The sequence below is a fragment of the Arthrobacter sp. B0316-5-4 genome (assembly GCF_059090325.1).
In genome coordinates, this window is the sequence record NZ_JBNHFN010000002.1 from 299201 (window position 1) to 323706 (window position 24506).

At 62.2% G+C, this 24506-nt stretch carries 19 protein-coding genes and 1 tRNA gene; 9 read left to right on the forward strand and 11 right to left on the reverse strand.

The features are described 5' to 3' along the window. Positions 1-3 precede the first annotated feature (3 nt). Entirely contained in the window at positions 4-1446 is a 1443-nt protein-coding gene (locus tag AC5RU9_RS05705) for an MFS transporter (protein ID WP_494015670.1), read from the reverse strand. Positions 1447-1540: 94 nt separating this feature from the next. Between AC5RU9_RS05705 and AC5RU9_RS05710 the strand changes: the two genes are divergently transcribed. Together AC5RU9_RS05710 and AC5RU9_RS05715 are read left to right on the forward strand one after the other, a co-directional pair. Next, complete coding sequence (locus AC5RU9_RS05710; protein WP_494015671.1) at positions 1541-2098, forward strand: TetR/AcrR family transcriptional regulator; 558 nt, start codon at positions 1541-1543, stop codon at positions 2096-2098. Between the two features lie 792 nt (positions 2099-2890). Further along, on the forward strand, positions 2891-3928 hold the full coding sequence (locus AC5RU9_RS05715) for an alpha/beta hydrolase (protein WP_494015672.1): 1038 nt from the start codon (positions 2891-2893) through the stop codon (positions 3926-3928). A gap of 111 nt (positions 3929-4039) precedes the next feature. Here the strand turns inward: AC5RU9_RS05715 and nagB are convergent, their stop codons facing one another. The 8 genes from nagB to AC5RU9_RS05755 all read right to left on the reverse strand — a co-directional run bounded on the left by nagB (position 4040) and on the right by AC5RU9_RS05755 (position 12556). Further along, positions 4040-4819, reverse strand: coding sequence for a glucosamine-6-phosphate deaminase (gene nagB, locus AC5RU9_RS05720; protein WP_494015673.1), 780 nt, complete (start codon positions 4817-4819; stop codon positions 4040-4042). A 102-nt stretch (positions 4820-4921) separates the two neighbouring features. Beyond that, complete coding sequence (locus AC5RU9_RS05725; RefSeq protein WP_494015674.1) at positions 4922-5980, reverse strand: N-acetylglucosamine kinase; 1059 nt, start codon at positions 5978-5980, stop codon at positions 4922-4924. Next, complete coding sequence (locus tag AC5RU9_RS05730) at positions 5977-7248, reverse strand: 6-phospho-beta-glucosidase (RefSeq protein WP_494015675.1); 1272 nt, start codon at positions 7246-7248, stop codon at positions 5977-5979. Before AC5RU9_RS05730 ends, AC5RU9_RS05725 begins: the two co-directional genes overlap by 4 nt. A 2-nt stretch (positions 7249-7250) precedes the next feature. Then, complete coding sequence (locus AC5RU9_RS05735; protein WP_494015676.1) at positions 7251-8117, reverse strand: carbohydrate ABC transporter permease; 867 nt, start codon at positions 8115-8117, stop codon at positions 7251-7253. A gap of 3 nt (positions 8118-8120) precedes the next feature. Further along, complete coding sequence (locus AC5RU9_RS05740) at positions 8121-9116, reverse strand: carbohydrate ABC transporter permease (RefSeq protein ID WP_494015677.1); 996 nt, start codon at positions 9114-9116, stop codon at positions 8121-8123. After that, positions 9116-10444: an ABC transporter substrate-binding protein gene (locus tag AC5RU9_RS05745; protein WP_494015678.1), complete on the reverse strand. Its 1329-nt coding sequence runs from the start codon at positions 10442-10444 to the stop codon at positions 9116-9118. The genes AC5RU9_RS05740 and AC5RU9_RS05745 overlap by 1 nt, the downstream gene beginning before the upstream one ends. A gap of 115 nt (positions 10445-10559) precedes the next feature. Then, positions 10560-11744, reverse strand: a complete 1185-nt coding sequence (locus AC5RU9_RS05750) for an ROK family transcriptional regulator (RefSeq protein WP_494015679.1) — start codon at positions 11742-11744, stop codon at positions 10560-10562. A 533-nt stretch (positions 11745-12277) separates the two neighbouring features. After that, the gene (locus tag AC5RU9_RS05755; RefSeq protein ID WP_494015680.1) at positions 12278-12556 is read right to left on the reverse strand and encodes a rhodanese-like domain-containing protein; all 279 of its coding nucleotides are present in this window, start codon (positions 12554-12556) and stop codon (positions 12278-12280) included. 298 nt (positions 12557-12854) lie between these two features. On the opposite strand from AC5RU9_RS05755, the gene fdh reads away from it, so the two are divergent. The 3 genes from fdh to nrfD are packed head-to-tail and all read left to right on the forward strand — an operon-like array spanning position 12855 to position 18262. After that, positions 12855-16163: a formate dehydrogenase gene (fdh, locus tag AC5RU9_RS05760; RefSeq protein WP_494015681.1), complete on the forward strand. Its 3309-nt coding sequence runs from the start codon at positions 12855-12857 to the stop codon at positions 16161-16163. Beyond that, entirely contained in the window at positions 16164-17174 is a 1011-nt protein-coding gene (locus AC5RU9_RS05765; RefSeq protein WP_494015682.1) for a 4Fe-4S dicluster domain-containing protein, read from the forward strand. After that, positions 17171-18262 (forward strand): NrfD/PsrC family molybdoenzyme membrane anchor subunit, encoded by a 1092-nt coding sequence (gene nrfD, locus AC5RU9_RS05770; RefSeq protein WP_494015683.1) that lies wholly within the window; start codon positions 17171-17173, stop codon positions 18260-18262. Before AC5RU9_RS05765 ends, nrfD begins: the two co-directional genes overlap by 4 nt. A 15-nt stretch (positions 18263-18277) precedes the next feature. On the opposite strand, the gene selD is transcribed toward nrfD, so the two are convergent. Then, a complete protein-coding gene (selD, locus tag AC5RU9_RS05775; protein ID WP_494015684.1) occupies positions 18278-19303 on the reverse strand; it encodes a selenide, water dikinase SelD in 1026 nt (341 codons plus the stop codon). Between the two features lie 43 nt (positions 19304-19346). Here selD and AC5RU9_RS05780 point away from each other — a divergent pair. The 4 genes from AC5RU9_RS05780 to AC5RU9_RS05795 all read left to right on the forward strand — a co-directional run bounded on the left by AC5RU9_RS05780 (position 19347) and on the right by AC5RU9_RS05795 (position 23770). Then, positions 19347-19441, forward strand: a tRNA-Sec gene (locus AC5RU9_RS05780). A 39-nt stretch (positions 19442-19480) separates the two neighbouring features. Continuing rightward, the gene (selA, locus tag AC5RU9_RS05785) at positions 19481-20809 is read left to right on the forward strand and encodes an L-seryl-tRNA(Sec) selenium transferase (RefSeq protein ID WP_494015685.1); all 1329 of its coding nucleotides are present in this window, start codon (positions 19481-19483) and stop codon (positions 20807-20809) included. 3 nt (positions 20810-20812) lie between these two features. Beyond that, positions 20813-22609 carry a selenocysteine-specific translation elongation factor gene (selB, locus tag AC5RU9_RS05790; protein ID WP_494015686.1) on the forward strand — a complete coding sequence of 599 codons (1797 nt, stop codon included), beginning with the start codon at positions 20813-20815 and terminating at the stop codon, positions 22607-22609. A gap of 129 nt (positions 22610-22738) precedes the next feature. Beyond that, entirely contained in the window at positions 22739-23770 is a 1032-nt protein-coding gene (locus AC5RU9_RS05795) for an aldo/keto reductase (protein ID WP_211712459.1), read from the forward strand. Between the two features lie 7 nt (positions 23771-23777). Here the strand turns inward: AC5RU9_RS05795 and AC5RU9_RS05800 are convergent, their stop codons facing one another. Continuing rightward, entirely contained in the window at positions 23778-24449 is a 672-nt protein-coding gene (locus tag AC5RU9_RS05800; RefSeq protein ID WP_494015687.1) for a DUF1345 domain-containing protein, read from the reverse strand. Between the last annotated feature and the right edge of the window lie 57 nt (positions 24450-24506).

Here is a 24506-nt window from a genome sequence, read left to right on the forward strand (position 1 = left end):
AGGTCATCGTTGGACGGCCGACGCCCTGCGCGCTGCCCTGCGCTGAGCGAGATAAATAAGCGCAGCGCAGGGGAGGGCAACGACGTAGAACCACGTTGCTGCGGTGAAGACTGCTCCATAGGAGTCGGCTGCTGCCAGCCCCGCGGAGGATCCGCCGGAGCCGGCGAAAACCACCGTCAAGAGTGCCAAGCCAATGGAGCCCCCCAGCTGGTGTGCCGTGTTGACCAGTCCGGAGGCGGCTCCGTTGTCGTCAGGTTCCACTGCGGACATGCCGAACTCGGTCAGCAGGATGATCGCGATTCCCTGGCCGATTCCCAGGACGATCAACGGAAGCAGGACGCCGGGGAAATACGCGGTGCCCGGTCCTATGGTGCTGAGCCACAGCATCCCCAGGCCGGCAATGACCAGAGCGGCCAGCAGCAGCGCAGGTTTGCCCAGCGCCGAACTGAAGGGTTTGATTACGTACACCATGAGGAAGAACAGGGATGTCAGGGGGATGTAGGCGATTCCAGCTTCGAAAGCGCTGAATTCCAGGACGTTCTGGAGGTATTGGCTGAGGAAATAGAACGTGGAAAACATGGCGCCGACGATCAGTATGCGGATGATGTAGGCGCCGGAGCGGGTGGTGTCCCGGAAGAGGCGCAGGGGAGTGATGGGCTGTCCGGAGCGGCGCTCGATGAGGACGAATGCCAGGAGCAGTGCCAGCGCTGCGGCGAGTGAAACGATGGTAACCGGGTTGCCCCAGCCGGCGGCGCCTGCATTCACCAATCCATGGACCAGGGCAGACATCCCGGCCGTGGCTGTCAACGCGCCCGCTACATCCACGCGGCCCTGGACCCGATCGGTCTCCGGCAGGAACCGTGGGCTGAGCAGCAGCACGGCAACCCCGATCGGTACGTTGATCAGCAGGCCCCAACGCCATGACAGCAAGTCCGTGAAGATGCCTCCGACGATGATTCCCACGCTGCCCCCGGCCCCGATTACGGCACTGTAGATGCTGATCGCTTGGGACCGTTCCTCTGGCTTGGGAAAGGTCTGCACGAGCAGCGCCAGCGTCGCCGGGATGGCGAAAGCTGACGCCGCCCCCTGAAGTACGCGGGCAAAAATCATTATCTCGGGGCCGAACGCAAGCCCGGCCAGCAGGGATGCGACGGTGAAGACTGCCACACCGGCAATGAAGACCCGCCGCCTGCCCAAGAGATCGCCAGTACGAGCGCCCAGCAGGAGTAGCCCTCCGAAGGCCAGAGCGTAGCTGTTCTGGACCCACGACAGCGTGGTGCTGGTGAAGCCGAGCTCGCGTTCAAGGTGCGGCAGGGCTGTGGTAACGATGGAGGTATCCAGCACCATCATCAATTGGCAGCCCATGACGACGGCCAAGGTTATTGACCTGGACGGCGATGTGGGTACGAGCCCTGTGGTGGCTGCCCCTACTTGGGTTGTTAACATGCTGCTTCCTTTCTAAGTAACTAACTGGTTCGTTTTAACGATGTGCGCAAAGGGTTCTCCTGTCAACTAACCGGTTACTTGCTACGATGGATGCATGGCGAGAGATGCGGAAGCGACCAGGCAGCGGATCCTGAAGGCGGCGGAGGAGGAATTTGCCCGCTACGGGATAGCAGGGGCGCGGGTAGATCGCATTGCCGAGGAGGCATTGGCCAACAAAGCCATGCTGTACCGATATTTCGGCAGCAAGGAACAGTTGTTCGACGAGGTCTTCTCCCAGCGCGTGGTCGCAGTAGTAGAGGAGACTGAGTTCGACGCTTTGGACCTGCCCGGTTACGCTGCCAGGACTTTCGATCTCTACCAAAAGGACCCCAACGTCCTCAGGCTCACCAACTGGTACATCCTCGAGCGGGGCGCGGGAGCCGACCTTGAGACCTTGACGGCCTCGCATAAGGCAAAACTCATGGGTATCCAACGCGCCCAGGGGGACGGTCGCCTGCGGGGCGACTTCACGCCCCTTGAAATGCTGGCAAGCGTGCGTGCCCTGGCCATGACCTGGCACACCCTCACGCCGGAGATGGCGCGATCCAAACTGCCGAGCGTAGAACGCCGCCGGGAGACGATTAAGGAGAACGTGCGGAGGCTTATCAGCTAAGACCCAGAACAGGGCAGGAAACAGCTCCGCACCTAGTCGGAGAGAAAGAGCTAGCTGTCTGGGTTTCAGACTGACTTGCCACTCGAGAGCAAGGCCAGTGAGCGAGTCTCAGGCGCGGGTTTGCCATTCACCCGTCGTGGCGGGTCCCGGCGATCTGGTCTATGTAAGCTTCCGCCCCACAGGATCCAGGCACGTTCGGATACCTCACAGGACCATCCACTACGGCACGCATCCGCACCACAACCACGGCCCCCGCTGCAACGTAGCTGCAACCCTGCGTTCAGTAGTCTGAAGGTAGGTGAGGAAGGGGACCTTATGCGGCTGACGGTAAAGATCAAGCAAGCAACAGACGGCCGAATGGACCTCCAAGTAGCGGAACTGCCGATACTGGAGACCTTTGTCAGCCGGGTCGCTGATATCCCGGACGTCGTAGCCGAAGCCGCAGCCTCACTCACAGGCCGCTCCAAAGAGGACTTCGAAGTTGAGCTCGGATACAGAGTCCGAAATATAGCGCACGGGTTACCCGTGCAACTCGAAGTAGCCCATGGATGTCCTCGTCCTGCACATCGGCGGTCCGGTCAGCCTACTTGAATCGGGCCTTGTCTACCGAAGTATCCGGGTCCATCAGCAACAGCAGCAAACGCTACCAATCAGGAGAAAACCAGATCTGTCTGCTCACTTTCTCGATCGTTAGGTGTCTGTTTCGCGGCAGTTGGCACCTCAAGGTCGAAGGGCACGCCCGGACGTGGCTTGCTGATCGTGGCAGAATCTGGGTGACGGAAGGGCTGAAGCATGAAGAAAGCAGGGCGTATTTTTGCGTGGGTGGGCAGTGTCGTAGTTGTCCTTGTCATTGCGGGCGTAGTGTTCTGGAATGTCAGCCCATGGCCCAGCGTCTGGGTCTTGCGGTCCGCGCCAGACCCGGGTGGTCTCGAAAACGCGGAGGCTGCCGCCAGATACGTGCCGGACGGAATTCATGCGGACTTGGACGTGGTCTATGACCAGAATTCAGCAGACGGGCGACTCGATGTATTCCGTCCTTCGGATGCGAGTGCTTCACTTCCGGTCGTGTTCTGGGTCCATGGCGGCGCTTTCATCGCAGGCGAAAAAGAACCATTGCGAAACTACCTCCAGATTCTTGCCTCTCACGGCTTCACTGTCGTGAACGTAGAGTATACGCACGCCCCGGAAGCCACCTACCCCCGCCCCATTCAACAGACCGATCAAGCCATCCAACACGTCCTTAAGCACGCCAGCCAATTCCATGTGGACCCGAACCGGGTCGTGCTGGCAGGAGACTCTGCTGGAGCTCACATTGCGGCCCAGGCCGCCATGGCCATCGCGCAGCCGGACTACGCCGCGGCGGCCGGATTGCCGGCCGCCATCACCGGCGGACAACTGCGGGGGACGGTCCTCTTTAGCGGGCCCTATGATCCAACCACGGTCAGATATGACAACGACTCATTCGGTTTCTTCATGCGCACCGTGATGTGGTCCTACTCAGGGACCAAAAACTTCCTGGAAAACGACCAATTTCTGTACACCGCATTACCCAAACACGCGGACAGCAATTTCCCGCCGGCGTTCATCTCGACTGGCCCCGCAGATCCGTTGGCTCAGCAGAACAAGGAATGGGCCCATGCACTCACAGAGGCAGGCGTAGACGTCAACGCGTTATTCTTCGACGAGCAAACGACCCCGTCGACCGTCGGTCACGAGTACCAGCTAGCGTTGGACACCCCGCAAGCCCAAAAGGCACTCAAGGCCCAGGTTGCCTTCCTCCGGAAAGTCACCGGAGCGGAGACGCGGAAAGGAGTCTCCGACTCCTGGTAGAGGGCACGGCTTCACTCTAATAAGCGAGGCAAAACCGCCCAACGATCGTTATCCGACCGCTCTGAATCTGTCCCGATTTCCTCTCATTCGACGGTGATTCAATTTTCACCGTCACCTCGGTGAGGGACAACAGACGGTAGGCGCGGGTGCCTTCACCGTTGTGGGCACCGTCTTCCTCAGGAGGCCTGCGGCCTGGTTGTCCGCGATGATGGTTACCTCAGGATGGAGCTGAATGACCGAGGCCGGGCAGTCGGTTGAGACAGGGCCTTGAATTGCCCGTGACAGGGCGGCCGCCTTATCAGCGCCGCTGGCAAGAAGGAGTAGCCGTCGGGCTCCCAGAATGGTTCCGAGTCCCTGTGTCAGGGCATGAGTGGGAACGGCTGAAGGGACATCAAAGAACCGCGCGTTCGCTTGCCTCGTATCTTCTGTCAGTGGCACTACGCGGGTCCTGCTGTCGATCGCGGAACCTGGTTCGTTGAAGGCGAGGTGTCCGTTGCGTCCGATCCCGAGGATTTGCAGATCGATTCCCCCTGCTCTGTCGATTTCTCTCTCAAAGCGGAGGCATTCTTCATGAAGATCGACTGCCACTCCGTCGGGAACACGAATCTGTTCTGGTGGGATTCCCAAGGGGTTCCCGATGAGCTCTGTAACAAACTGTCTGTAACTCTGGGGATGGTGACCTGGGAGACCCACATACTCGTCAAGGGCAAAGCAGGTCGCTCCATCGAATTGTGTCCCCTGGTCCATTGCGAGCTGCGCATATACGGGCAGAGGCGACGCCCCCGTTGCTACGCCCAGAACAAACCGGGGATTGGCGCGGACAAGGGGTGCGATCAGCTCTGCGGCTATCATCCCTTGCTGCTGAATGGTGTGCGCAATGATTAGTTTCATCGTCAAATATTCCTTTTATGCTTACCGAGGGCCTACGGAACGTCGGGCGTCCGTATTGAGTGGTCGAAGGCAGTGTTCAGGCGCAGGAATTGATATCTCTTCTTACTGGTAGTGCTGAGCACTTGACGCTGTGAAGGCTGCAAGGGCCTTGCGCGCGGCGACCAACCCCTCCCAACCCGCACCGGAGGCCTCTAAGGCCAGCAGCCCAGCACCGAGTATCGGTGGCGCCTGAACCAGCTGGACGAAAGCGTGCGGTGCCAGCTTGTGCAGTCCCTCTTCCACCCCTGCCATCAGCCGGGCATCATTTGCTGCCAGGACACCTCCGCCCAGGACTACCGGCACTGACGCATTCTCAAGGTTCAGGCGGCGGAGGGCAGTTACCGCCATGAGGACTATCTCGTGAGCTTGGTGATCCACCTCTTCAGCGGCCACCTGGTCACCGGCCCGGGATGCTTCGAAAAGTACTGGGCAGAGGTCGATCAAGGACCGGGCGGGAAGCCGCTTGAAGTGTATGGCCTCCGTCAATGCCATGACACTGGAGAACCCGAAGGCCTGCGGCACGGTCGTTTCAAGCAGGGTCTTGGGGCCTCTCCCGTCTTCGGATCGGGCAGCATGCCATAGGGCGCGCGAGCCCAGATAGCCCCCACCGCCGCGGTCTCCTGAGATGGTACCGAGCGCCGGGAACCTGGCCGTGGCACCATCGGCCCGGAAACCTGCGGCGTTGATTCCGGTGCCGCAGACGACCACGACGGCATCTGGTTGGTTCGTGCCCGCACGCATGAGGGCAAAGAGGTCGTTATCAACCAAGGGTGCCTGGTATCGGGACTGCGGGGTCCAGCTTTTGCCTGTGATGGCTTTTGAGAACATCACGATTTCTGACGGCAGGTCCATGCCGGAGAGGTACAGGCTCGTTTGAACCAAAGGTCGGTTGCCCACCGCGGCGTGCACTTGTGTTGCGAGGTCGTCGATCACCGACAGTGCGTGTTCGAGCCCGAGGACTTGGTGGTTGGAGCCTGTGCTGCGGCCGCTTGCCAAGAGCTCGCCCTCCACGCTTAGGGCTACGGCGTCGGTTTTGGACCCGCCGCCGTCGATGGCAAGGACAAAGGCTCCGGGAGGTAGTTTCGTTGCTGAGGGGTGGGCTTTTTGCTGTGCGAGCTTCATCGTGCCCAAGTGAGGTACTGCTGGTTATCGGCCAGGAGGAGGTCGGTGAGGCGTTCTGCCCTTTCGTATTGGCCTACCAAAGGGTGTGCGAGCATAGCGAGCACTACGCGGTCGCGGCCGCCATGCAGTGCTGCGTCCAAGGCCAAACGTTCGTAGCCGGCCACGGCGCTGATAAGCCCGCGCATATCTTCCGGCAACGGCGCTACGGGCTGCACCGATAGCTTGCCCGATCCGATGACGGCGGGTACTTCGATGACGTGGTCATCTGGCAGGAACGGCAATGTGCCGTCATTTCGAACATTTACTATTTGGGTGTCTCCGCGATTGGAGGTCAGTGAGGCCATCAGGTCCACAGCTGCCTCGGAATAGAAGGCGCCGCCCCGCTGGCTTAGTTCCTCAGGTTTAACAGCAAGGGACGGGTCAGCGTATTTGGTCAGCAGCGCGCGCTCAACGTCCTGGACCTCCTGTGCCCGGCTCCGCCCATATTGCTGCTCTCCCAGCACCGTGTCGTGCAAGTAGTAGTAGCGCAGGTAATAGGAGGGAACCGCACCTTGGAGCCGCAGCAGTGCTTCGGGCATGCGAACATCTGAGGCGATGTGGTCCATGCTGGACTTGAGCAGTTCCGGCAATACGTCGCGGGTGCCTTGGTCCGTGCGGAGGTTGACTCCCAGTTCCCAGGTCAGGTGGTTCAAGCCCACGTGGTTCAGCGACACGTTGCTGTGGTCTGTGTCCAGCAGGTCGGCGAACTTGCGTTGGAAGCCAATGGCAACGTTGCATAGCCCGACGGCGCGATGGCCGGCCTGCAGCAGCGCGCGGGTAACAATCCCCACGGGGTTGGTGAAGTCGATGATCCAGGCATCTGGCTTGGCCTTTGCCCGGACTGTTTCGGCGATGTCCAAAACTACCGGGACGGTTCGGAGCGCCTTGGCAAAGCCGCCCGGGCCTGTGGTCTCTTGGCCGATGCAGCAGCCTTTGTGGGGGAACGTCTCATCTCCGTGCCGGGCCGCTTGCCCACCGACACGCAGCTGGATCAGCACAATGTCGGCGTCGCTGACACCGTCGGCCACAACGGACGTGGTTTTGATGGTTCCGGGGTGGCCGGCGCGGAAGAAGATCCTCCGGGCCAGTCCGGAGACCAACTCCAGCCTTGACTCGTCGGGGTCGACCAGCCACAGTTCCGTAATCGGAAGGACCTCCCTCAGCCGGGCGAAGCCATCGATGAGTTCAGGCGTGTAGGTGGATCCGCCACCAATGACAGCAACTTTCATGGTTATCCCTTTACTCCCGAGAACTTGATGCCCTCGATGAATTGTTTTTGTGCGAAGAAAAAGAGCAGAATGACCGGGGCCATCACCAACAAAGTGGCAGCCATGGTGAGGTTCCAGTGGACCTGATGGACGCTGCGGAAAGAGGCAAGCCCCAGGGACAGGGTCCAGTTTTCGGTGTTTTCACCGGTGTAGAGAATGGGCCCGAAATAGTCATTCCAGGTATTCAGGAAGCTGAACAGCGCGGCGGCTGCAATTCCCGGCCGGGCCATCGGAAGGATGATCCGGTAGAGGACACCGAATTCACTGGCCCCGTCCACACGCGCAGAGTCCGAGTAGGACTGCGGAATGGTGATCAGGAACTGACGCAGCAAGAAGATGCTGAACGCGTCGCCAAACAGGTTGGGAATGATGAGCGGCCATAACGTGCCCGTGAGTCCCAGCTGGGCCCACACCACGTACATGGGAACGGCCACCACCTGGGGAGGGAGCATCATTGCCACGATCACCAGGTAGAACATGGTGTTCCGGCCACGCCACTTCATTCGGGAAAGGGCGTAGGCCACGGGCACGCTGGATACGAGCATAAACACGGTGGCCAACCCGGCATAGAGCAAGGAGTTGAAGAAGTACTGCAGCAGAGGTGCTTTCTCAAAGACTGTTGCAAAGTTCTCCCAATGCCAGGACGTAGGCCAAAGATTTTTGGTCAATGCCTGTTGGTCACTCATCAGGGCCGTAAGGATGATGAACAGGATCGGGGCGATGAAGCCGATGGCCAAGGCGATGGCTACTGCATGAAGCCCCACCCAGGAAAGGAACTTTTGGCCCTGCCGGCCACCGCTCACCTTGCTTGCCGTAAGTGATAACGCCATGGCCTACTCCTCCTCTCCGATTCCGGCGGAACGCATCCGGCGGACCAATATGACGGTAAAGACTGCGGATACCACGAACAGGACGATCGCCATGGCCGAGGCGTATCCCATGTGGTACTGATGAAAACCCTGTTCGTAGAGCCACATGGGAAACGTCAGTGTTGAGTTGTCCGGATAACCGATGGTCAGGCTTGAACCGGCTGTGGCCGTACTGCCCGAGGCCACAGATCCTGCCACCACTGCCTCGGTGAAGAACTGCAGCCCGACGATGATCGAGTTCACGATGGAAAACATGAGCACGGGGGCGATGGACGGCAAGGTGATATGCCGGAACTGGTGCCAGGCGTTCGCACCGTCCAGGGAAGCGGCTTCATAGAGTTCGCCGGGAACATCCAGCAACGAGGCCAACAAAATGACGATGATGGTGCCCGATGTCCAGAGTGCCATCACTGAGAGAGCCGGTTTGGCAAAGGCTGGGTCGTTGAACCACAGCGGTCCTTCAATGCCTAGCAGACCAAGGAACTGGTTTAGCGGTCCAGTGGAGGGGTTCAGGATAAAGACGAAGGCCAGGGAGGCGGCTACTGGCGGGGCAAGAGCCGGGAGGTAGAAAAGCGTCCTGAAGACACCTGCACCGCGTTTGATCTTTACGAGGACCATTGCCGCCAGCAGGCCAAAACCCACACGGCCGACGGTAATGACAATCGTCAACCAAGCTGTATTCCCGATTGCCTTCCACATCAACGGGTCCTTGGTGAACATGAAGACGTAGTTGCTGAAGCCTGTCCATTGCGGATCGCTGATCAGGTCGAAGTTAGTCAGGGAGTAGTAGGCGGTGGCAAGCAGCGGATAGAGGAAGAAGACGGAGAGGCCTACTATCCACGGTGCCATGAAAGCCAGGACCGTCAGCTTACGGCGGCGCTTGACCCCGGTCGATCCTGACGGGCAGGTCCGTACGGGTGCTGCAGGCGCGGGCCGGGTGGGCATGGTGGTAGCGCTCATCACTTGCCCAATTGCGCGCTGTCGTCGATCTGCTTGTCGACTTCCTGGAGTCCGCTGTCAAGGTCGGTGGAGTCGCCTGCAACGTACTTCAGCGCGAAGTCCTGTGCGATCTTCAAGTAGGCGCCGCCATTTGGGGAAGCAGGACTGTTGGCCAGTTTCCCGCCATGGAATAGGTCAAGGAACGTTTTGAATTGCTCCGTGGACTGAAGTTCCGGAGACGCGAGGGCCTCGGTGGAGGTAGGGACGTTCTTCAGCGAGTTGGACAGGGACACCAGGGCGTCGGTGTCTGTGGTCAAGTACTTCAACAATTCCCATGATGCGCCTGCGTTCTGGGCGCCCTTCGGGATACCCGCGATGGTTCCTGTGGTGTAGGCGGTTCCGTAGAGCTCCGGTTTGGAATCGGCCACGGGGAAGGGCGCAGTGGCGTATTTGAGGTCCTTTGCCTCACGATCGGCAAATGCTGTGCGGTATTCGCCGTCCATGATCATGGCAATCTTTCCGGCTTGGAAGTCGTTGTCTGCCGAGTACTCCTGGCCGGACTGGGCCGTGAACTTCGTCAGCTTGTCTGCGCCGAAGAAGTCCGTCAAATCCTTCTGCCACTTGAGCATTTCCTTCCAGCCCGGGTCTGTTGACAGCGCAGACTTGCCGTCGGGAGTCTGCCATTTGGCACCGAACTGGGGCGCCAGGGTCTGGATCGTATTCTCGTAGAACGAGGGTGTCGGGACGAAGCCTGCCACTTTGATGCTGCCATCGGGGTTGAACTGGGTCAGTTTCCGGGCATAGTCGGAGAGTTCACTCATGGTCTTCGGCGGCGAGGTGAGCCCGGCGGCGTCGAACATTGCCTTGTTGTAATAGAGCCCGTAGACGTCGGCCAATAGCGGCATGGCGCACCGGGTGCCGTTGAACTGTGTGTAGTTCTTGGTTGCCTCGGGGATTGCACCTAGATCTACTTTGTCCCGGTCCAGGTATGGCTTCAGGTCCTGAAAGGATCCGGAGCTGCAAAATTGGCCGATGTTGTCGGTGGTGAAGGAAATTGCCAGGTCCGGGGCGTTCCCGCCCCTGATGGCCTGGGTGATCTTGTCGTCGTCCTGGCTTCCTTCGCTCTTGATAGTGATGTTGGGATGCGCCGAGTGAAACTTGTCCAGCACCTTCTGGAGAGCGTCCAGCTCGCGGTCGGCGAAGCCGCTCCAGACCGTAAGGGTGACTTTTTGATCATCGGAAGGCCGGGGCGCTGCCCCTGTGGGCTTCGACGCACCCACGCCTCCGCAGCCGGTCGCGGTAAGGGCGATAACCAGGCCTAATCCAAGGAAGTTCGATGCCTTTTTCATTGATTTTCTCCGGGTGAGGTGGGGGATTTGGGTATAGCGAAATCAGCGTGTGTCGGCCAGCGGCTCGCCACACACTTGAAGCGGTGGTTCTGGGAGAGATCCCGGTTTTAGAGGATCAGGATGTAACTATGGATCCTGTTTCAAACGCCTTGTCCCTGGCTTTGGCAAGTGCTGTTTGGAGTGCCCCGGACAGGGCCGCCCCATCAGTGACGGGGTAGGAGACAATGCGGGTGGCCGACGCCGGTGACGTCGCCAGCACGCGGGAAAGCTCTTCTTGCACCACTGAGGCCAGGTTTTGACCTCCAGCGGCTCCGAATTTTCCCCCAAGCATGATGAGCTCGGGGTCGAGGACAGTAACAACGGCGGCCAAGCCTGTGGCGATCCGGGTTGCCAGGTCCCTTATAAAGGCACCGCCCAGGACATCATTGGCCACCGCTGTTGCGATCGCTTCTTCAGGGCGGGTAAATGTGAGGCCGTGGGCTTTCGCCAGATGCGCCATGGCCTCCGGGCTGAGCAAATCACCGAGCTTGACGCCGTCGCGCTGGTTACCAGCGCCCGTGGATGATCGATCGGGCACGGGCAGGTAGTCGATTTCGCCTGCACCGCCGGTCAGGCCCCTGAACAGTTCCTTTCGTAACACAATGGCCGAACCGACGCCTTCGTCGATCCAGACCAGGGCGAAGTTCTCGGCTTCTTCAGCCAGGCCGTTTTTCATTTCCGACAAAGCCATGAGGTTGACGTCGTTTTCCACCTTTGTGGCGATACCAAGTTCAGACTGCAGGGCAGCCCTGACGTTGGTACCGTTCCACGCCGGCAAGTGGGGGGCGTAGCGAAGCATCCCTGTCCGCGGGTCCAGCGCGCCCGGGATAGCCACCACAAGTTGAAGCAGCTGGCGGCGCTCCAATCCCGCGTCTGCACATGCTTGGTCGACGCAACGCCGGACATCGGCAACTCCGTTATCAGCTGTCCAGCCCTGCCTAACGTGGGCAACAGGGTTGCCGGCCAAATCGGCGATTGTGACGGTGATGTCATCGGGTGAGATCTCGGTGGCTGCGGCATAACCGGCGTCGGGACGGACACTCCATAGCTGGGCACTTGGCCCTGGGCCTCCGTCGCGCTTCCCTGATTTCTCTACGAGGCCTGCCGCCTCGAGGCGGGTGAGCAGTTCAGCCGTCGCTGGTTTCGAGAGTTCGGTCAGCTTCTCCAATTCCGCACGGGAAATGGATCCTGCCTCCAGAATGAAGCCCAGCGCTGTCCTGTCGTTAAGGATGCGGAGCTTACTGGGTGCGCCTATAGCCATTACACGGAACTCCTGAACTCAAATAACCGACTGGTAACCTTCCAGACGATTAAAGCGCAAAGAGATCTACTTCACAAGAGGCCAGTCACGGTTCCCGCCAATGTCTCTACCAGGCAACCCGCCCTGAGGCCCAGAGTGCAGTATCAGCCCTCAGGCACCACGCTCCGTGAAGGCCCATGTTTGTCGCGGGACGGCACGCTTAGTAGCCTTCACGACGGTGCAAAAGCAATCCCTTACCTAGGGGATCCTGTTAAACGTAGTAAGTACCCTTGCTGTTTCGGCGGAGTGTCATGTGGATGGGTTTTGGAGGGGCATGGGGTCCACCGCGGGTATAGAAACATCATCTGCACGGCTCTCATCCACAGAGGTACCACGCTCGACACGCTGCAGGCAGGACTGGTCCCGGCCACGGCCAAGGCGGTGATAACCGCGCGGCGGTGGCGATGATTGGACACCTCACCGACAACGGACCGTTGGAACCTCGCAGTCATTGCGATTCGTGCTGCACCATAACCTCGGAATGCGGTGCTCGATCACGTGGATTCGGTGCGCTTCAGTGCCGCCCAGGCCTGGAAACCGCCGATGAGGTCTGTCGCCTGAGCCAACCCCAGCCGTTGCAGGGTGTGCGCGGCCAGGCTGGAACTGTAGCCCTCATTGCAGACGACCACGATCCGCCGGGCGGCATCCCCGGCGCCCGGGATGCGGTGCGGGCTGGTGGGATCGAGTCGCCACTCGAGAACGTTCCGGTCTATGACCACCGCTCCCGGGAGCTCAGTCGCGGTCCCGTTGATCGACCGGCCGTGTATCAACAACCAGGGCGCCCTCCGCGATCTCCCGCTCAAGATCCGCAGGGTGAACCCGTTCCAATCCAAGGCGGCTCTCAGCGAGTAACTGGTCAATCGTCAGAGGCCCGGGGACGTCGGTTGGGGCCAAACCCCCCGGGCCCGATGCATGTTCGTTGTCGGGAATATCCCGCTGCCTCATGGTCTTCCTCCAGTGGCTGCCGTCCGGTGCGCCTTCCACCATTAAACGAAACACTGCGGAAAAGGGTTAGTGGCGCCAGGGTGTTGGTCCTGTTGCTGCCGCAGTGGTTTGGGCTATGCTCCAGAAATGGCGCCGAGAAGTTTTCTTCAATGGCCGGTCGTCCGTCAACTGAGTACGGGCGACCTGTTTGGCCGTGGACCGGCGGTCACGTCGGCCAAGACCGAAGCAATAACTGCGCGAACAACCACTGCTGACCGGGTGGTGCAAAGCATCTGCCCGTACTGCGCGGTAGGGTGTGGCCAGCGCGTCTACGTCAAGGACGAGAAAGTTGTCCAGATCGAGGGCGACCCGGATTCGCCCATCTCCCGCGGCCGTTTGTGCCCCAAAGGTTCCGCCAGTGAACAGTTGGTCAACTCGCCCGGTCGCCAGACCAAAGTACTTTACCGGGCACCCCGGTCCACTGAGTGGGAACGTCTGGACCTGGGTACCGCCGTCGAGATGATCGCGGACAGGTTTATCGAGACACGCCGCAGGACATGGCAGCAGAACGACAGTGAGGGCCGACTGCTGCGCCGCACCATGGGCATTGCCTCACTGGGCGGCGCAACCTTGGACAACGAAGAGAACTACCTCATCAAGAAGCTGTTCACGGCTGCAGGGGCGGTGCAGGTCGAGAACCAGGCCCGCATATGACACTCCGCCACGGTTCCCAGTTTGGGAGCCTCGTTTGGACGCGGCGGTGCTACGCAATCGCTGCAGGACATGGCCAACGCCGACTGCATTGTCATCCAGGGTTCCAACATGGCCGAATGCCATCCCGTGGGATATCAATGGGTAGCGGAGGCGAAGGCCCGGGGAGCCAAAGTCATCCACGTTGACCCACGGTTCACGCGGACTTCGGCGGTGTCGGATAAGCACATTCCCATCCGGGCCGGCTCGGATGTTGTGCTCCTGGGTGCCCTGATCAACTACGTCATCTCCAACGACCTATGGTTTAAGGAGTACGTGGGCGCATATACCAATGCGGCAACACTGGTGCATGACGATTACCGTGATGCCGAAGACCTGGGCGGCTTGTTCTCCGGCTTCGATGCCGAGAAGAGCGCCTACGAGACGTCGTCGTGGGGATATGCCGAACGGGGGGAAGGAGCCATTGACGAACCCGGTCCCGGTTCCGAACACGGCGCCGATGCGACCGCCCGGGCCGCCGGCCACAGCTACGGCAGCGGTGGCCCGCCCTTGGAGCATGCAGAGGTCCAACGCGACGACACCCTGCAGGATCCAAGGACCGTCTTCCAGATTGTGAAGCGGCACTATGCCCGCTACACCGCTGAGATGGTGCAGGACATGTGCGGCATCAGCGTGGCGGACTTCGAGTATTTGGCGCGCGCCATCACGGAAAACTCCGGACGTGAACGGACCACATGTTTCGCGTACGCAGTTGGCTGGACCCAGCACTCCCTGGGTGCGCAATTCATCCGGGCCGCCGCTATTCTGCAGCTCCTGCTTGGAAATATGGGGCGTCCGGGTGGCGGTATCATGGCCCTTCGTGGCCATGCCAGCATCCAGGGCTCCACGGACATTCCCACCTTGTTCAACCTGCTTCCCGGGTATCTGCCGATGCCCAGCGCGGGTCGCCACGACACCCTTGACGAGTATCTGGCAACGATTGGGTCCAAACAACAAAAGGGCTACTGGGCGAACGCCGATGCGTACACCATCAGCCTGCTCAAAGCGTGGTGGGGCGAGGCAGCGAACGCGGATAATGACTGGGCCTATGACTATCTTCCCCGGCTGACGGGAGCGCACGGCACCTACGAAACAGTCATGGGCATGCTGGACGACGAGGTGGAAGGCTACTTCCTTCTCGGACAAAATCCCGCAGTAGGGTCGGCCCACGGCCGCATGCAACGTCTGGCCATGGCGCACTTGAAGTGGATGGTGGTGCGTGACCTGAACCTTATAGAGTCGGCGACCTGGTGGAAGGACAGCCCGGAGATCGAATCGGGGGAGTTGCGCACCGAGGACATCGAAACGGAGGTGTTCTTCCTTCCGGCCGCAACGCATGTGGAGAAGGCGGGGTCGTTTACGCAGACCCAGAGGCTGCTTCAGTGGCGGCACCAGGCTGTGGCGCCGCCAGGGGAATGCCAGAGCGAGCTGCAGTTCTTCTTTGAACTCGGCCAACGGATCCGGGAAAAGCTCGCCGATTCCGACGACGAACGGGACCGGCCGCTGCTCGACCTGACGTGGGACTATCCCACGGACGAACACGGTGATCCGGACCCCGAAGCGGTGCTCGCGGAGATTAACGGCCGTCACCTTGATGGCCCCGACGCCGGCGCACCACTCTCCGCCTACACCGAACTTCAAGCCGACGGCTCCACGGCGGCAGGCTGCTGGATCTACACCGGTGTGTATGCCGACGGCGTCAATCACGCCGCCAACCGCAAACCGGGCCACGAACAAGGCCCGGCCGCCTCGGAATGGGGCTGGGCATGGCCGGCCAACCGCAGGATCCTCTATAACCGGGCATCTGCGGACCCCGCTGGTAAACCATGGAGCGAGCGCAAAAAGTACATCTGGTGGGATCAGGACCAAGGCAAGTGGACTGGAGACGATGTGCCCGACTTCCCGGTCGACCGTGCGCCAGGGAGCCATCCGGACCCCTCCGTCGGCGGCCCTGAGGCACTGAGCGGAGACGATCCCTTCATCATGCAGGCCGACGGCAAGGGCTGGTTGTTCGCCCCCAAGGGACTGCTGGACGGGCCCCTGCCTACCCACTACGAGGCCCAGGAATCACCGGTGGCCAACGCCCTCTACCCGCAGCAGCAAAGCCCCGCCCGGTTGGTGTTCCCCCGTGCGGACAACCCGAGTGCGCCGAGCGCCGGGACCCTTGGCGCCGACATCTACCCTTATGTGTTCACCACATACCGGCTCACTGAGCACCACACGGCAGGCGGAATGAGCCGGTGGCTTCCCTACCTGTCCGAGCTTCAACCGGAGATGTTCTGCGAGGTCTCGCCTGAACTTGCGGCTGAACGGGGCCTTGAACCTTACGGCTGGGCCACCATCATTTCGCCGCGCTCCGCCATCGAGGCGAAAGTGCTGGTCACAGCTCGGATGGTGCCCCTTCAGGTCGGTGGCCACACGGTGCATCAGATTGGGCTGCCCTACCACTGGGGCGTCGGAAACAACGCCATCGTCAGCGGTGACGCGGCCAACGACCTGCTGGGCGTAACCCTTGATCCGAATGTCCAGATCCAGGAATCGAAGGTTGCCTCCTGCGACATTCGCCCCGGGCGCCGGCCCCGCGGCGAGGAACTCCTCGCCCTGGTTGCCGAATACCGGGAGCGGGCAGGAGTGACCATGGAGACTGGCAACGCCGCCGTGACCAACCCGTCGGCCGAAGGCGTCGACCCCGGATTGGAGGACTAGATGGGCCAGTTGTCCGGACCGACGGACCCCACCACCGATGCCCATTGGGAGCACACCCATCCGCGCAAAGGGTTCTTCACCGACACGTCGATCTGCATTGGCTGCAAGGCCTGCGAGGTCGCCTGCAAGGAGTGGAACCACAACCCCCAGGACGGGAACCTGGAAATCCTCGGGTCCTCATATGACAACACCGGATCATTGGGGGCCAGCACGTGGAGGCATGTCGCCTTTATCGAGCAGGGCCAGGAACGCATAGTGGAAGCGAGGGAATCGGGCCGCGCGCTCGTCAACCTGGGCATGCCGCGCATTGGTCCTCCCGCCCCGGCATCACCTGATGTCGCTGACCTGGCCGACGCAGACACGACCCCGCCGGACACTGCCGACTTCCGATGGCTGATGTCTTCGGATGTCTGCAAGCACTGCACGCACGCAGGTTGCCTTGACGTCTGCCCCACCGGAGCACTGTTCCGCACCGAGTTCGGGACCGTGGTGGTACAGGACGACGTCTGCAACGGCTGCGGAACCTGCGTGGCCGGCTGCCCGTTCGGAGTCATCGAGCGCCGCAGCAACGGTACGGTCAAAGTGGCAACCAGCAGGAATGACCAGCATGACGAACATCCCGCGGTTCCCAATGCAGGCATCGCCCAGAAGTGCACGCTGTGCTACGACAGGCTGGTGGATGACCAGACACCCGCCTGCGCCAAAGCGTGCCCGACGACGTCCATCAAGTTTGGTGACCATGACGCCATGGTGGAGACCGCCAAGGAACGCGTGGCCGACCTCCATGCCAAGGGCCTCACGGAAGCCAGGCTGTACGGGGCTAACGAAAACGACGGCGTCGGCGGAACCGGGTCGGTCTTCCTCTTGCTGGACGAACCTGAAGTTTATGGACTTCCGCCGGATCCCCGCGTGCCGACTGCAGATCTGCCCACGATGTATCGCCGGGCCGGGCTGGCGGTCGCGGGTATGGCCGCGGCGGCTGCCCTGGCTTTCCTTGGAGGACGCGCGTGACCCTGTCTGAGTTCGACAACCTCCGCCCCTCCGGGCCAGCACGACGCCGACGGGCGGACGGCAAACCCGGCACCCGCCGTCGTCGGGAGAACGGTGACGGCTCCCGGGAAATGCCCATGGTTCCGGAAGCTGAATTCACCTCCTACTATGGCCGTCCAGTGGTCAAACCGGCACCGTGGGGCGAGGACGTCGCTCTTTACTTGTTCCTTGGTGGCGTCGCAGGGGGTTCGGCCCTCCTTGGCCTGGGTGGACAGCTCACCGGGCGGCCGATACTGCGCCGGAATGCCCGGCTGGGTGCCCTGGCAGCACTGAGCCTGGGTGCCGGCGCGTTGGTGAAGGACCTCGGCAGGCCCGAGCGTTTCCTGAATATGCTGCGAACCTTCAAAGTAACTTCGCCGATGAGCGTGGGTTCGTGGATCCTGAGCGCCTTCGGTGCGGGGACCGCCGTCGTGGCAGCCGCCGAGATTGATCGGATGACAGGCTGCCGGATTCCGCTGGGTCCGTTGCGGAAGGCACTGCAGGCTGTTGAGGGGCCTGCGGGGTTTGAGGCAGCGGTGTTCGCAGGTCCGCTTGCGGCGTACACGGCTGTCCTGCTGGCGGACACCGCGACACCAACGTGGAACGCTGCGCACGAGGAATTGCCGTTTGTCTTCGTGAGTTCTGCCTGCCTGGCATCGGCCGGGCTTGCCATGATCACCACGCCGGCACACGAAGCCGGTCCTGCCCGGAAGCTCGCAGTGCTGGGCGTCCTGGGTGATCTGGCAGCAATGAAGGTGATGGAACGCCGGATGGATCCTGTGGCCGCAGAGCCGCTGCACCTGGGCAAAGCCGGAACCATGCTCACGTGGAGCGAGCGGCTGGCACTGGGTGGTGGCCTGGGAGCCGTACTGGCCGGCCGCAACCGTGCCGTGGCCGCGGCGTCCGGGCTTGCGTTGCTTGCTGCCTCGGCGCTCACGCGGTTCGGGGTGTTCGAGGCAGGGCTGGCCTCGGCCCGGGATCCGCGCTACACGATCGAGCCGCAGAAGAACCGGCTGGCGGCGCGCCGTGCTGCTGGCATGACCGACGACGCGATCACCACAGCCAGGTAGTGCTTCCGCAGCACGCTAGCGGATTTCGATGCCCCGACCCGCCGTAGTGTGGCCAATCACCGGGTACCCGGGCAATTCGCCGATCACCAACAGTCCTCCGGAGGTCTGGGCGTCGGCCAGAAGCAGCAGATCGTCTTCGGTGACCGTGCCTGTGGACGCCAGATGTGGCCGCACCCATTCGAGGTTGCGACGGGTTCCGCCCGACACAAAACCGTCTCGCAGGGCTTCCAGGGAACCATCGAGCAAGGGCACCGCCTTTACGTCGATCACCGCCCCAATGCCCGAGGCCCGGACCATCTTGTGCAGGTGGCCCAGCAAGCCGAAACCGGTCACGTCCGTTGCCGCGCGAACGCCTGCGGCCACTGCGGCCTCGGACGCTTCGCGGTTAAGGGCCGCCATCATCTCTACAGCTTCGGGGAACACCTCGCCAGTCTTCTTATGACGGTTGTTGAGAAGTCCGACGCCGAGCGGCTTGGTCAGCGTGATGGGCAGCCCGGGCCGGGCGGCATCGTTGCGGAGCAGCTGCTCGGGATGGGCGACGCCGGTCACCGCCATGCCGTACTTCGGCTCCGGATCGTCGATGGAGTGTCCGCCCAGGACGGGACACCCTGCCTGGGATGCGACACTCAGACCTCCCCGGAGGACTTCGGTCATCACTTCGATCGGCAAAACCTCGCGGGGCCAGCCGACCAGGTTGATGGCCGTGATCGGGCGACCTCCCATGGCGTAGATATCCGAGAGGGCGTTGGCGGCTGCGATCCGGCCCCAGTCAAAAGCGTCGTTGACCACAGGGGTGAAGAAGTCGGCGGTGGTGAGGACGGCAAGGTCCTCACGCACCAAGACCGCAGCCGCGTCGTCCCCGCTGTCCAAGCCGACCAAAACGTCCGCGCCCGGTTGGCCAATCAGGCCGCGGACAGCATCTTCGAGTTCGCCGGGCGGGATTTTGCACGCGCACCCCCCGCCGTGGGCGTAGTCGGTGAGCCGGAGTGCTCCATGGGTTCCCTGTTCGACGTCGTTTGTTGTGGCCTGGGTCTCATTCACCCGTTCAGCGTACCCTCGTAAGCAACCTGCTATATTGAGGCGCGGTGGCGTCCGGGTCCTGGTGGGCCCCCCGGTCTTCAAAACCGGTGAGGCTGAGCATCTCGGCCTGGCGGGTTCGATTCCCGTCCGCCACCGCCAAAGCACCGCCGTGCAGTTGCCGTGAAGCGAGGAGCCGCCGTGGACCACGTAGATCCCCGCCGAATGATTCCACGTACGAATGACCTGCTTGCACTGCCTGCTGTTGTCGAAGCCCGGCACCGCTTGAGCGAACACGTCATCCGCGGAACCGTTCGCGGCATCCTGGACCGGGCCCGGCGCGGCGAGCTGCCTCCCACCGATGTAGAGCCAACGCTGCTGTCCGCGCTGGCTGAATACCAGGTGACCAGCATTCGCCCCGTCCTGAATGCCACCGGAGTGATAGTCCATACGAACCTCGGGCGCGCGCCCCTTTCCGCTGATGCGGTCCAAGCCGTTGTCACCGCCAGTGGCTACGTCGACGTGGAGCTCGACCTGGCGGACGGCAGCCGATCCCGCCGTGGAGCCGGTGCCAGGAATGCTTTGCTGTCGGCCTGTCCGGCCGCCGAGGATGCCCTGATCGTGAACAACGGGGCGGCGGCGTTGGTACTGGCCACCACGGCGCTCGCCGCCGGTCGGGAAGTCGTGGTGAGCCGCGGGGAATTTGTCGAGATCGGTGCGGGTTTCCGGCTGTCGGACTTGATTGAGTCCACGGGTGCAAGGCTTCACGAAGTAGGCACGACGAACAGGACCCACCTGCGCGATTATGAGGGCGCTCTCGGCCCGGACACCGGTTGCGTGCTCAAGGTGCACCCGAGCAACTTCCGGGTGGAGGGATTCACCTCGACAGTGCGCCTGGAGGACCTGGGCCCCGTGACAAGGGCAAACGCAGTACCGCTTGTGGCCGACCTTGGCAGCGGGCTGTTGGCCCCCGATTCGCACCTGCCCGATGAACCCGATGTTGCTTCGGCTTTGGTGGCCGGGGCCGACGTCGTCATCGCCAGCGGTGACAAACTTTTGGGCGGCCCCCAGGCAGGATTGCTTCTGGGCCGCAGGGAGATCATTGAACGGTTGGCACGCCATCCGCTGGCGCGCGCCGTTCGTGCAGACAAGCTCGCTCTCGCCGCCCTCGAGGCGACTCTTGCGGGCGGACCACCACCGGTTGTTCAGGCACTGCACGCCGACGTCGAGCAGCTGCGGCGCCGAACTGACAAGCTGGCACAAGCTCTCGGCGTGCCCCTCGTTGCCCATGACGGCCGGGTGGGAGGTGGCGGTGCTCCCGGAGTTCCCTTGCCGGGATGGGCGCTGCAGCTCCCTGCCGATCTCGCAGTCCTTTTGCGGACCGGAAATCCGGCCGTCCTGCCGCGTGTCCACGACGGTGCCTGCCTTGTAGACCTACGCTGCATTCCCGCTGCCGATGACCACCGGATTCTCGCCGCGGCACGGCAGGCCTTGTCGGTCCGGGCGGGTCAGTCTGCTGGGCAGGGCTGAGAAATGCACGTCATTGCCACCGCTGGCCACGTCGATTCCGGCAAAAGCACCCTGGTCCGTGCCCTCACCGGCATGGAGCCGGATCGCTGGGAGGAGGAACGCCGCCGTGGGCTGACCATCGACCTGGGCTACGCCTGGACCACTTTGCCCTCCGGGCAGGAGGTGGCCTTCGTGGACGTACCAGGCCACGAACGATTCCTTGGGAACATGCTCGCGGGAATCGGGCCGGCGCCGGTGGTCTGCTTCGTCGTTGCTGCCGACGAAGGCTGGCAAGCGCAATCCAGCGACCACCGTGATGCTGTGGCTGCCCTTGGTATCTACAACGGGGTCGTGGTCCTCAATCGAGCGGACAGGGCATCCGCCCGGCGGATCGAAGACGTGCTGTCACGAACCCGCAAGGAGTTGGCCGGGACCGGTCTGCAGGATGCGCCCGCCGTAGCGGTGTCCGCCGTCGACGGAACCGGGCTGGAAGAGTTGCGTGCCGCGCTCGGCGGTGTCCTGGCGCGGTTGCCCGCCCCTGACCTCGCAGGGCGGGTCCGGCTGTGGGTGGACCGCTCGTTCACCATTACAGGGTCCGGAACGGTAGTGACTGGAACGCTGGCCGCAGGGACGCTGGCCCGGGGGGACCGGCTGGACCTGCTCGGCCACGACAGTTCCCGGACCGTTTCGGTCCGCGGGCTGCAGAGCCGCGACAAGGCCTGTGCCTCGGTGGAACCGGTCAGTCGGGTCGCGTTGAACCTTCGTGATGTGGCTCCAACGGACATCCGGCGCGGAGACGCCTTGGTCACTCCCGGTGCCTGGCCGACGACTTCGGTGGTCGGCATCCAGCGCACTACTGGAGTGGCATACACGGACGTGCCTGAACAGTTGATGGTCCATGTCGGCACCGCAGCGGTGCCTGCACGGTTGCGTCCTTTCGGGGCTGACCACGCCCGCCTCGTCCTCGAGAGGAAACTGCCCCTCGTTCTTGGCGACAGGCTGGTTCTGCGGGATCCGGGGAGTCACTCGGTGCTGGGCGGCGCGCGTATCCTCGATCCAGAGCCGCCTGCACTGCGGCGACGCGGGGACGGCACCCGCTGGGCTGAGCGGCTTGCAGGCATGGATCCCACCGGAGACGTGACGGGGGAGGTAGCAATCCGCGGAGCAATCCACGTGGACCAGTTGTACAAGCTTGGGCTGCTTTCTGGACCCGACGCGGATCCGCCGACCGGCATAAAAGTCTTTGGTGGTTGGTGGGTGCATGTCCCTGTTCTTGAGGCGTGGCAGCATCGGCTGCACGCAGCAGTCCGTGCGCTGCAGGAACGCGATCCTCTGGCTCCTGGTCTTTCCATGGGCGCGGCGCAGGACCTTCTCAAACTCCCCGACGGAAAGCTCCTTTACCACGTCATTGATGGTGCGGCCCTGGAGCAGGATGGCGGACACATCCACCTGCCCGGCAGCCAGGACAGCCTCGGCCCGATCGAGCACGCCATTGCCACGTTGGAGGCCAGGATGAGGGCGGACGCGTTCCGCGCGCCCGAATCCGATGAGCTGGCCGCATTGGGCCTCGGCGCGCGCGAACTCGCTGCTGCAGAACGCAAGGGTCGCCTCCTGAGGTTGGGCGACGGAGTGGTGCTGCTCCCAACGGCGCCTGCCCTTGCGATGCGAGCGCTTGCCCGCCTTGACCAGCCCTTCACCACGAGCCAGGCACGCCAAGCACTGGACACGACACGCCGGATCGCGGTTCCTTTGCTGGAATATCTCGATTCGCGCGGCTGGACAGAGCGCCTCGATGCAGGTCATCGCAAAGTGGCGCGCTGACCCGCTGCTCCCAAGGTAGGACTCAGCGTCCTAGGAAGAACAGGGACAGGAAAACGTGCTGACCAGGCCGTGCGATGTGGGTATCGTCGACTCCAGCCGGAACACCCCGCCCGAGAACCGAGGAGAGTCATGCACTATCGCACACTAGGTAACAGCGGGGCAGTGGTATCGAACTACGCGCTCGGAACAATGACGTTTGGAGCCGAAGCCACGGAGGAAACGTCGCACGCCATCCTTGACAGCTATGTTGCCGCAGGCGGCAACTTCATCGACACGGCCGATGTTTACAGCGCCGGCACGTCGGAGGAAATCATCGGACGCTGGCTCTCGCGTAGGCCGGAGCAACGCGACCTGGTGGTTTTGGCCACCAAGGGACGCTTCCCTATGGGCAAGGCCCCGAACGATGTGGGCACATCCCGCCGCCACCTGACCAAGGCCTTGGACGATTCCCTCCGCCGCCTCGGAGTGGAACAGATTGATCTCTATCAAATGCATGCGTGGGACCCCATCACACCACTGGAAGAGACCCTTCGTTTCCTGCATGACGCTGTCAGTAGCGGCAAGATCGCCTACTACGGATTCTCGAATTTCCTCGGATGGCAATTGACCAAGGCTGTCCACGTGGCCAGGGCCCATGGCTGGAACGCACCCGTAACCCTGCAGCCGCAGTACAGCCTGCTGGTGCGCGGGATCGAGAGTGAGATCGTGCCGGCGTCCCTCGATGCGAAGATAGGCCTGCTTCCGTGGTCGCCTCTTGGCGGCGGCTGGCTGTCCGGCAAGTACAAGCGCGACGAGCCGCCTGTTGGCGCTACCCGGTTGGGGGAGAACCCCACACGGGGCATGGAAGCATGGCAGGCCCGCAACGATGACCCCCGGACGTGGGACATTGTTGGAGCCGTAGGACAAATTGCCGCTGACCACGGTGTGAGCGCCTCGCAGGTAGCGCTGGCCTGGTTGGTGGATAGGCCAGCAGTGACGTCCGTGATCCTGGGTGCCCGTACTGTTGACCAATTGATGGACAACCTTGCCGCTGCAGACCTTGAACTCACGTCCGACGAAACTGAGCGTCTGGCCCATGCCAGCCAGCCGCGCGTCGGGGTTTATCCCTACGGGCCCATGGCCGATGAGCAGCGCAGCCGAAAGATCGAAGGCGGCAGGTAGCGGTCGGCTACCTTTCGGCCAGCTGTTGCAGCACTTGGAAGGCGACAGCTACGACGAGGGCGTTGTAGAAGAAGCTGGCAATGCTGTGTACCAGAACTGTCCATCGCATCCGACTCGAACTCACTGTCACGTCGGATGTGGCGAATGAGGTTCCGATGGTAAATGAAAAATACAGAAAATCTGCAAATGTGGGTGTGCGGTCTGAAGCAAAAGCCAGGCCCGGCTCGTCTGGATGCCTGTCCCAGGAAGCTACGTAAATCTGCGCGAAGCCGGTGTGCAGCATATGCCAGGAAAGAATGATGGCCAGCGAAGCCGCCACGGCAAGTACCGTGCCCTGCCCCGGGGCGGGGTCGTCCAGGCCGCGAACAATCAGGACATGTACGGCGGCCGTAATGCCTACCAAGCTCGCCGCAAGTGGCAGTACCCATGCCAGAGTGGCCAGCGCGCCGGTCCGCCCGGCCTCATTCTTTCCAGCCAGGGACCGTCGCCGTGAAACAACGAAGCTGACGAGCAGGTATACGGCTGCGATCGATTCCCAGATGATCAGGACGGTAAGGCTTCCACTGGCGACGTAGGCCACTGACGTCAGGACAATGACGCTTTCGACGGCGGTAGCGAAGTAGTCGCTTGGGCGGTGGCGATGGGTGACTGGTTGCAAGGACAGTCCTCTCTGGGGCATGCGTTTGGCCTTAGTGTCAGGGCTGCCGGGGGCGCCGTCAACGGGACATGCCTTTGT